The sequence below is a fragment of the Streptomyces sp. NPDC057438 genome, from assembly GCF_042802995.1.
Lineage (GTDB): Bacteria > Actinomycetota > Actinomycetes > Streptomycetales > Streptomycetaceae > Streptomyces.
The window spans coordinates 148,909-156,808 of the sequence record NZ_JBHVDD010000006.1 but is presented as its reverse complement, the minus strand read 5'-3'; the positions used below and the strand labels follow the sequence as shown (position 1 = coordinate 156,808).

Annotated in this window: 7 protein-coding genes; 5 read left to right on the top strand and 2 right to left on the bottom strand. The window is 67.1% G+C overall.

Annotation, left to right across the window (positions count from 1 at the left end):
- Positions 1-107: 107 nt before the first annotated feature.
- Together ACFU5F_RS06455 and aceE are read right to left on the bottom strand one after the other, a co-directional pair.
- Complete coding sequence (locus ACFU5F_RS06455; RefSeq protein ID WP_383882784.1) at positions 108-866, bottom strand: potassium channel family protein; 759 nt, start codon at positions 864-866, stop codon at positions 108-110.
- 70 nt (positions 867-936) lie between these two features.
- Positions 937-3,684, bottom strand: coding sequence for a pyruvate dehydrogenase (acetyl-transferring), homodimeric type (gene aceE / locus ACFU5F_RS06450; RefSeq protein ID WP_383882781.1), 2,748 nt, complete (start codon positions 3,682-3,684; stop codon positions 937-939).
- Between the two features lie 413 nt (positions 3,685-4,097).
- Here aceE and ACFU5F_RS06445 point away from each other — a divergent pair, with 413 nt between their 5' ends.
- The 5 genes from ACFU5F_RS06445 to ACFU5F_RS06425 all read left to right on the top strand — a co-directional run bounded on the left by ACFU5F_RS06445 (position 4,098) and on the right by ACFU5F_RS06425 (position 7,819).
- The gene (locus ACFU5F_RS06445; protein WP_020115348.1) at positions 4,098-4,535 is read left to right on the top strand and encodes a DUF3052 domain-containing protein; all 438 of its coding nucleotides are present in this window, start codon (positions 4,098-4,100) and stop codon (positions 4,533-4,535) included.
- Positions 4,536-4,652: 117 nt separating this feature from the next.
- Complete coding sequence (locus ACFU5F_RS06440) at positions 4,653-5,111, top strand: peroxiredoxin (RefSeq protein ID WP_383882803.1); 459 nt, start codon at positions 4,653-4,655, stop codon at positions 5,109-5,111.
- Positions 5,112-5,225: 114 nt separating this feature from the next.
- Entirely contained in the window at positions 5,226-5,801 is a 576-nt protein-coding gene (locus tag ACFU5F_RS06435; RefSeq protein WP_005478762.1) for a calcium homeostasis/redox stress adaptation protein, read from the top strand.
- A 171-nt stretch (positions 5,802-5,972) separates the two neighbouring features.
- The gene (locus ACFU5F_RS06430) at positions 5,973-6,548 is read left to right on the top strand and encodes a TerD family protein (protein ID WP_005478759.1); all 576 of its coding nucleotides are present in this window, start codon (positions 5,973-5,975) and stop codon (positions 6,546-6,548) included.
- A gap of 125 nt (positions 6,549-6,673) precedes the next feature.
- The gene (locus tag ACFU5F_RS06425; RefSeq protein WP_383882777.1) at positions 6,674-7,819 is read left to right on the top strand and encodes a DUF475 domain-containing protein; all 1,146 of its coding nucleotides are present in this window, start codon (positions 6,674-6,676) and stop codon (positions 7,817-7,819) included.
- Positions 7,820-7,900: the final 81 nt, after the last annotated feature.

Here is a 7,900-nt window from a genome sequence, read left to right as displayed (position 1 = left end):
GCACTCCTGAGAAGCAGTGGGCGCAGCCCCTGCTTCTCAGGAGTGCGGGGAACTGCGTGACCAGCCACGACGGACCCGCACCCGCACCCGGCAACGCGCCCCCAAACTCAGTGGCGCTGCTCCGGCACCCCCGTCGCGGAGGACCGCAACGACGCCATCTCCGCCCGCAACAGCCGCACCTCCTCCGTCAGCTCGGTTATCGCCGCGGTCTGCCGCCGCTCCTCCGCGTCGTCCTTCTCGAACCGCGCCATGAACCACGCCGCGATGTTCGCCGTCACCACACCCAGCAGCGCGATCCCGGACAGCATCAGCCCGACGGCCAGGACCCGCCCCAGCCCGGTCGTCGGTGCGTGGTCCCCGTACCCCACCGTCGTCATCGTCGTGAACGACCACCACACCGCGTCGTCCAGCGTGTCGATGTTCCCGCCGGGCGCGTTGCGTTCCACCGACAGCACCGCCAGCGAACCGAATATCAGCAGCCCGATCACCGAGCCGACGACATACGTCGTGAGCCTTATCTGCGAGGCCATCCGCGCCCGCTGCCCGACCAGCAGCAGTGTCGCCACCACCCGCAGCAGCCGCAGCGGCTGGATCATCGGCAGCACCACGGCCGCCAGGTCCAGCCACCGTGTCCGCACGAACTCCCGGCGCCGGTCGGTGAGCGCGAGCCGCACGAGGTAGTCGAGGGCGAAGGCGGCCCACACCCCCCACTCGACGAGATCGCACCACCACCTCACGTCCGTGCTCACGTCGGGCCGGACGATCGGCACGGCGTACGCCACCGCGAACAGGGCCGCCAGAACGAACAGCGGCCGCTGAGTGTGCTGCTCCCACCGGACCTGGGCCGGGACCGTTCGCTGCTTCATGGGCGCATAGTAGAAAACGTGAAGGGGTGGTGAACCACCGGTTCACCACCCCTTGACCGTGCAGCGGATGCTATGCGTCGCCTCCCGCGGCACCCGGGTCCGCCGCCGCCACGTCGAGCAGCTGGTACCGGTCGATGGCCTGCTTCAGCAGCGAGCGGTCGACCTTGCCCTCACGGGCCAGCTCGGTCAGCACCGCGACCACGATCGACTGTGCGTCGATGTGGAAGAAGCGCCGGGCCGCGCCCCGTGTGTCCGCGAAGCCGAAGCCGTCCGCGCCCAGCGACTGGTACGTGCCCGGCACCCAGCGCGAGATCTGGTCCGGCACCGACCGCATCCAGTCGGAGACGGCCACGAACGGCCCCTCGGCGCCGCTCAGCTTCTTCGTCACGTACGGGACGCGCTGCTCCTCCTCGGGGTGCAGCAGGTTGTGCCGCTCCACCTCGACGGCCTCGCGGCGCAGCTCGTTCCAGGAGGTCGCCGACCAGACGTCCGCCTTCACGTTCCAGTCGGCGGCGAGGATCGCCTGCGCCTCGACGGCCCACGGCACCGCCACACCGGAGGCGATGATCTGCGCGGGGATCGAGCCCTCCGTGCCGGCCCGGTAGCGGTGGATGCCCTGGAGGATGCCCTCGACGTCCACGTCCGCCGGCTCGGCCGGGTGCTGGATCGGCTCGTTGTAGACGGTGAGGTAGTAGAAGACGTCCTCGCCCGGCTTGCCGTCGGCGGTCTCGCCGTACATCCGGCGCAGGCCGTCCTTCACGATGTGCGCGATCTCGTACCCGAACGCCGGGTCGTAGGCGACACAGCCCGGGTTGGTGGACGCCAGCAGCTGCGAGTGCCCGTCCGCGTGCTGCAGACCCTCACCGGTCAGGGTCGTCCGGCCGGCGGTCGCGCCCAGGACGAAGCCGCGCGCCAGCTGGTCGGCCATCTGCCAGAACTGGTCGCCGGTGCGCTGGAAACCGAACATCGAGTAGAAGACGTAGACCGGGATCAGCGGCTCGCCGTGCGTGGCGTACGCCGAACCGGCCGCGATCAGGGAGGCCGTGCAGCCCGCTTCCGAGATGCCGTCGTGCAGCATCTGGCCCGTCGGCGACTCCTTGTACGCGAGCAGCAGATCGCGGTCGACCGCCTCGTACTGCTGGCCGAGCGGGTTGTAGATCTTCGCGCTCGGGAAGAACGAGTCCATGCCGAAGGTGCGGTACTCGTCAGGGGCGATCAGCACGAAACGCTTGCCGATCTCCTTGTCCCGCATGAGGTCCTTCAGCAGGCGAACGAACGCCATGGTCGTGGCGATCGACTGCTGACCGGAGCCCTTCTTCACACTCGCGTACGTCTTGTCCGCGGGCAGCGGCAGCGGCTTCGCGCGCACGACACGCGTCGGGACGTACCCGCCGAGCCCCTTGCGGCGGTCGTGCATGTACTGGATCTCCTCCGAGTCCCGCCCGGGGTGGTAGTACGGCGGCGCGCCGGACTCCAGCTCCTTGTCGGAGATGGGCAGGTGGAGGCGGTCGCGGAAGCCCTTGAGGTCGGCGACCGTCAGCTTCTTCATCTGGTGGGTGGCGTTGCGGCCCTCGAAGTTCGGGCCCAGGGTCCAGCCCTTGACCGTCTTCGCCAGGATGACCGTCGGCTGGCCCTTGTGCTCGTAGGCCGCCTTGTACGCCGCGTAGATCTTGCGGTGGTCGTGACCGCCGCGGCCCAGGTGCAGGATCTGGTCGTCGGTCATGTTCTCGACCATCGCGCGCAGCCGGTGGTCGTCACCGAAGAAGTGGTCCCGGATGTACGAGCCCGTCTCGGTGGCGTACGTCTGGTACTGGCCGTCCGGCGTGGTGTTCATCCGGTTGACCAGGACACCGTCGCGGTCCTGGGCGAGCAGCGGGTCCCAGGAGCGGTCCCAGACCAGCTTGATCACGTTCCAGCCGGCGCCCCGGAAGACCGATTCCAGCTCCTGGATGACCTTGCCGTTGCCGCGCACCGGGCCGTCGAGGCGCTGGAGGTTGCAGTTCACCACGAAGGTCAGGTTGTCGAGGTGCTCGCGGGCGGCGATCGTGAGCTGGCCGAGCGACTCCGGCTCGTCCATCTCGCCGTCGCCGAGGAACGCCCACACATGGGACCTGGAGGTGTCCGCGATACCGCGGGCCTCCATGTACCGGTTCATCCGTGCCTGGAAGATCGCGCCCAGCGGGCCGAGGCCCATGGACACCGTCGGGAACTCCCAGAAGTCCGGCATCAGCCGCGGGTGCGGGTAGCTGGACAGGCCGTACGGCGCCTTCGACTTCTCCTGGCGGAAGGCGTCCAGCTGCCGGTCGTCGAGCCGGTCCAGCATGTACGCGCGGGCGTAGATGCCGGGGGAGGCGTGGCCCTGGAAGAAGATCTGGTCGCCGCCGTCGCCCTCGTCCTTGCCGCGGAAGAAGTGGTTGAAGCCCACGTCGTAGAGGGAGGCGGAGGACGCGAAGGTCGCGATGTGGCCGCCGACGCCGATACCGGGCCGCTGGGCGCGCGACACCATCACGGCGGCGTTCCACCGGGTCGCGTTGAGGATCTTCCGCTCGATCTCCTCGTTGCCGGGGAAGAACGGTTCGGCCTTGGTGGGGATGGTGTTGACGTAGTCCGTGCTGCGCATTTCGGGCACGGCCACGCGCTTCTCACGGGCCCGCTCGATGAGCCGGAGCATCAGGTAGCGCGCGCGCTCACGGCCGCGCTCGTCCACGGCGGCGTCGAGCGAGTCGAGCCACTCCTGGGTCTCCTCGGGATCGAAGTCAGGGACCTGACTCGGAAGGCCGCCAATGATGATCGGATTGCGATCGGATCCGGAAGCCACGCTGTTCCTTAGCTGTCAGAGGGCCGCTCTTCAGGGGTTCTGCAAGGGTGTTCTCTAGGTGCCTGCACCGCCCCCATCGTGTACCTCAAGGACGTAAACGTCACCTCTACCGAGAGGTAACCAGGACGGTCGCCCGCTCGACAAAGGTAGTAAAGGTATTCGATGCTCGTACCCCCGGATGGTTGCCGAATGCGCAAAACGGGCAGAACGGTGTGGCGTGCGTCACGTGAGGCGGTGAATGGCCGCAGAGAGTTGCGGTGACACGGCCCGGATCGTCACCGTTTCGGCGGTCTGGAAGGCTGGGTACTTGCGCGATCGGTCCCGCCCGTGTGGACTACGGCCATTGCTTCGCGCACGCGCGTGGCTCATTCCCCAGGGGGCGACCCCACCCGAACATGATCAGGAGGCAACCCGTGAGCGCGACCGCGGACCACGCGGAGGAGCGGACGAACCCTGCCGCGAGGCTGGGGTTCCAGCCCGAGCAGGTGGTCCAGGAGATCGGCTACGACGACGACGTAGACCAGGAGCTCCGCGAGTCCATCGAGGAAGTCGTGGGCAGTGAGCTCGTCGACGAGGACTACGACGACGTGGCCGATGCCGTCGTGCTGTGGTTCCGAGACGACGACGGCGACCTGACCGACGTACTGGTGGACGCCACCACGTACATCGAGGAAGGTGGCTCGATCCTGCTGCTGACGCCCAAGACCGGGCGGGACGGCTATGTGGAGCCCAGCGACATCTCCGAAGCCGCGACGACCGCGGGGCTGTCCGCGTCGAAGAGCGTCAGTGTCGGCAAGGACTGGAGTGGGAGCCGGTTGGTGACGCCCAAGGCGGCGAAGTCGAAGAAGTAGTGACGTGAACCCGCGCCCCCGGAGCGAGGCCCCTCGGGGCCACCCCTCCGGGGGCGCGGCGTTTGCCCTGCGTAGGCTGGGCCACCCGAACGGTCCATGAAGGGACTCAGGAACATCATGGCGATCCAGGTCGGCGACAAGGCTCCCGATTTCGAGCTGAAGGACAACCACGGGGCCACCGTGCGGCTCGCGGACTTCCGCGGCGAGAAGAACGTGGTGGTGCTCTTCTACCCGTTCGCGTTCACCGGCGTCTGCACCGGTGAGCTGTGCGAGCTGCGGGACAACCTGCCGAAGTTCGTGAACGACGACGTGCAGCTGCTGGCGGTCTCGAACGACTCGATCCACACGCTGCGGGTCTTCGCCGAGCAGGAGGGCCTGGAGTACCCGCTGCTGTCGGACTTCTGGCCGCACGGCGAGGTCTCCCGGGCGTACGGCGTGTTCGACGCGGACAAGGGCTGCGCGGTGCGCGGCACCTTCATCGTCGACAAGGAGGGCGTCGTCCGCTGGTCGGTCGTCAACGCCCTGCCGGACGCCCGCGACCTGAACGAGTACCTCGCCGCCCTCGACACCCTGTGATTCTTCGGTTCCAAGCCCTACGGGGATCGGGAACCCGTCATTAGGATCGACACGTTGATCCGACACCAACGCAACGCAGGGGCTCCCCGCCCCTGAGACCAAACGGAGGACCTCGTGGGAGTCAGCCTCAGCAAGGGCGGCAACGTATCGCTGACCAAGGAGGCGCCGGGCCTGACCGCGGTCATCATCGGACTGGGGTGGGACATCCGCACCACGACCGGTACCGACTTCGACCTGGACGCCAGTGCCCTGCTGCTGGACGCGTCGGGCAAGGTCAGCAGCGACGCCAACTTCATCTTCTTCAACAACCTGAAGAGTCCGGATGGCTCGGTCGAGCACACCGGTGACAACCTCACCGGTGAGGGCGAGGGCGACGACGAGCAGATCAAGGTCAACCTCGCGACCGTCCCGGCCGAGATCGAGAAGATCGTCTTCCCGGTCTCGATCTACGACGCCGAGAACCGCCAGCAGTCCTTCGGCCAGGTCCGCAACGCCTTCATCCGCGTGGTGAACCAGGCCGGCGAGGCGGAGATCGCCCGCTACGACCTCTCCGAGGACGCCTCCACCGAGACGGCCATGGTCTTCGGCGAGCTGTACCGGCACGGCGCCGAGTGGAAGTTCCGCGCCATCGGCCAGGGCTACGCCTCCGGTCTGCGCGGCATCGCCCAGGACTTCGGTGTGAACGTCTGAGTCACGGGGGAAGTAGCCCCCTGGGCTCGCCGACTCACCACGTCCGGCGCCGCTGTCGTCACCGACAGCGGCGCCGGACGCGCTCGTACGACGGGGGCGGGCGGTCCGCGCGTACGCACACAACTGAACAGCTGAGCAACTGAAGCTCGAAAATCGGGGAGGACCAGCACCATGGGCGTCACACTCGCCAAGGGAGGCAATGTCTCCCTCTCCAAAGCCGCGCCGAACCTCACGCACGTGCTGGTCGGTCTCGGCTGGGACGTCAGAACCACCACCGGGGCACCCTTCGACCTCGACGCCAGCGCCCTGCTCTGCCAGGGCGGCCGGGTGCTGGGCGACGAGTGGTTCGTCTTCTACAACAACCTCAAGAGTCCGGACGGCTCGGTCGAGCACACCGGTGACAACCTCACCGGTGAGGGCGACGGCGACGACGAGTCGCTGATCATCGACCTCTCCCGGGTGCCGGTCACCGTCGACAAGATCGTCTTTCCGGTCTCCATCCATGACGCCGAGAACCGCGGCCAGGCGTTCGGCCAGGTCAGCAATGCCTTCATCCGCGTCGTCAACCAGGCCGACGGTCAGGAACTCGCTCGTTACGACCTTTCCGAGGACGCCTCCACGGAGACCGCGATGATCTTCGGCGAGGTCTACCGCTACGGCGGGGAATGGAAGTTCCGGGCGGTGGGACAGGGGTACGCGTCCGGTCTTCGGGGCATCGCACTCGACTTCGGTGTGAACGTGTCGTAGCGCTTTATGCGCAAAAACCGGGGCCGCGTGGGGTGCGCGGGGCGCCCGACTACACTTCGGGTTCAAAGTTTCGTAAAGCCGCGCGCGGCGCGGGGGAACGCCGTACACACACGATTGGGTAGCCAGTGGTTCTGAAAACCTTCGGCTGGTCGTTCGCGGTCACCGCGCTCGGCTTGGTAGCAGCTGTTCTCTACGACGGATGGACGGCGCTCGGGCTCGTCGCGATCCTGTGCGTCCTGGAGATCTCGCTGTCGTTCGACAACGCGGTGGTCAACGCCGGGATCGTGAAGAAGATGAATGCCTTCTGGCAGAAGATCTTCCTCACCATCGGCATCCTGATCGCCGTCTTCGGTATGCGGCTGGTCTTCCCCGTCGTCATCGTCGCCATCAGTGCCCAGCTCGGGCCGATCGAGGCCGTCGACCTGGCGCTGACCGACAAGGACCAGTACCAGCAGTACGTGACCGACGCGCACCCGTCGATCGCGGCCTTCGGCGGTATGTTCCTGCTGATGATCTTCCTGGACTTCATCTTCGAGGACCGGGACATCAAGTGGCTGGGCTGGCTGGAGCGTCCGCTGGCCAAGCTGGGCAAGATCGACATGCTGTCGGCCTGCATTGCGATGATCATCCTGCTGATCACCTCGATGACCTTCGCGACCCAGGCCCACCAGCACGGCGGCACCCATGCCGACAAGGCGCAGACGGTCCTGATCTCCGGACTCGCGGGTCTGATCACCTATCTCATCGTCGGTGGTCTCTCCGGCTACTTCGAGAACAAGCTGGAGGAGGACGAGGAGCGCGAGCACGAGGAGGAGGAAGAGGCGGCGCGTACCGGCAAGCCGCGCTCGGCCGTCGCCCTCGCCGGCAAGGCCGCGTTCTTCATGTTCCTCTACCTGGAGGTCCTGGACGCGTCCTTCTCCTTCGACGGTGTCATCGGCGCCTTCGCCATCACCAACGACATTGTTTTGATGGCGCTGGGCCTCGGTGTCGGCGCGATGTACGTCCGGTCGCTGACCGTGTACCTGGTCCGCCAGGGCACCCTCGACGACTACGTCTACCTGGAGCACGGCGCCCACTACGCGATCGGTGCCCTCGCCGGCATCCTGCTCGTCACCATCCAGTACGAGATCAACGAGTTCATCACCGGTTCCATCGGTGTCATCCTGATCGCCTGGTCCTTCTGGTCCTCCGTGCGCCGCAACAAGGCGCTGGCGGCCGAAGAGGGAAAAGCTGACGCCGCCGACAAGGCGGCTGTCTCCTCCGGGGTGTGACCACCCGTGCGGTGAGGGCAGGATCTGAGCGGGGCGGCAGACGAGGACTCCTCCTCGTCGGCCGCCCCGCTGGTGGTTGAC

Coding starts and splice junctions, on each gene's coding strand:
- ACFU5F_RS06455 (WP_383882784.1), bottom strand. CDS start 866: ATGAAGCAGCGAACGGTCCCGGCCCAGGTCCGGTGGGAGCAGCACACT.
- ACFU5F_RS06440 (WP_383882803.1), top strand. CDS start 4,653: ATGGCGATCCAGGTCGGCGACAAGGCTCCCGATTTCGAGCTGAAGGAC.
- ACFU5F_RS06430 (WP_005478759.1), top strand. CDS start 5,973: ATGGGCGTCACACTCGCCAAGGGAGGCAATGTCTCCCTCTCCAAAGCC.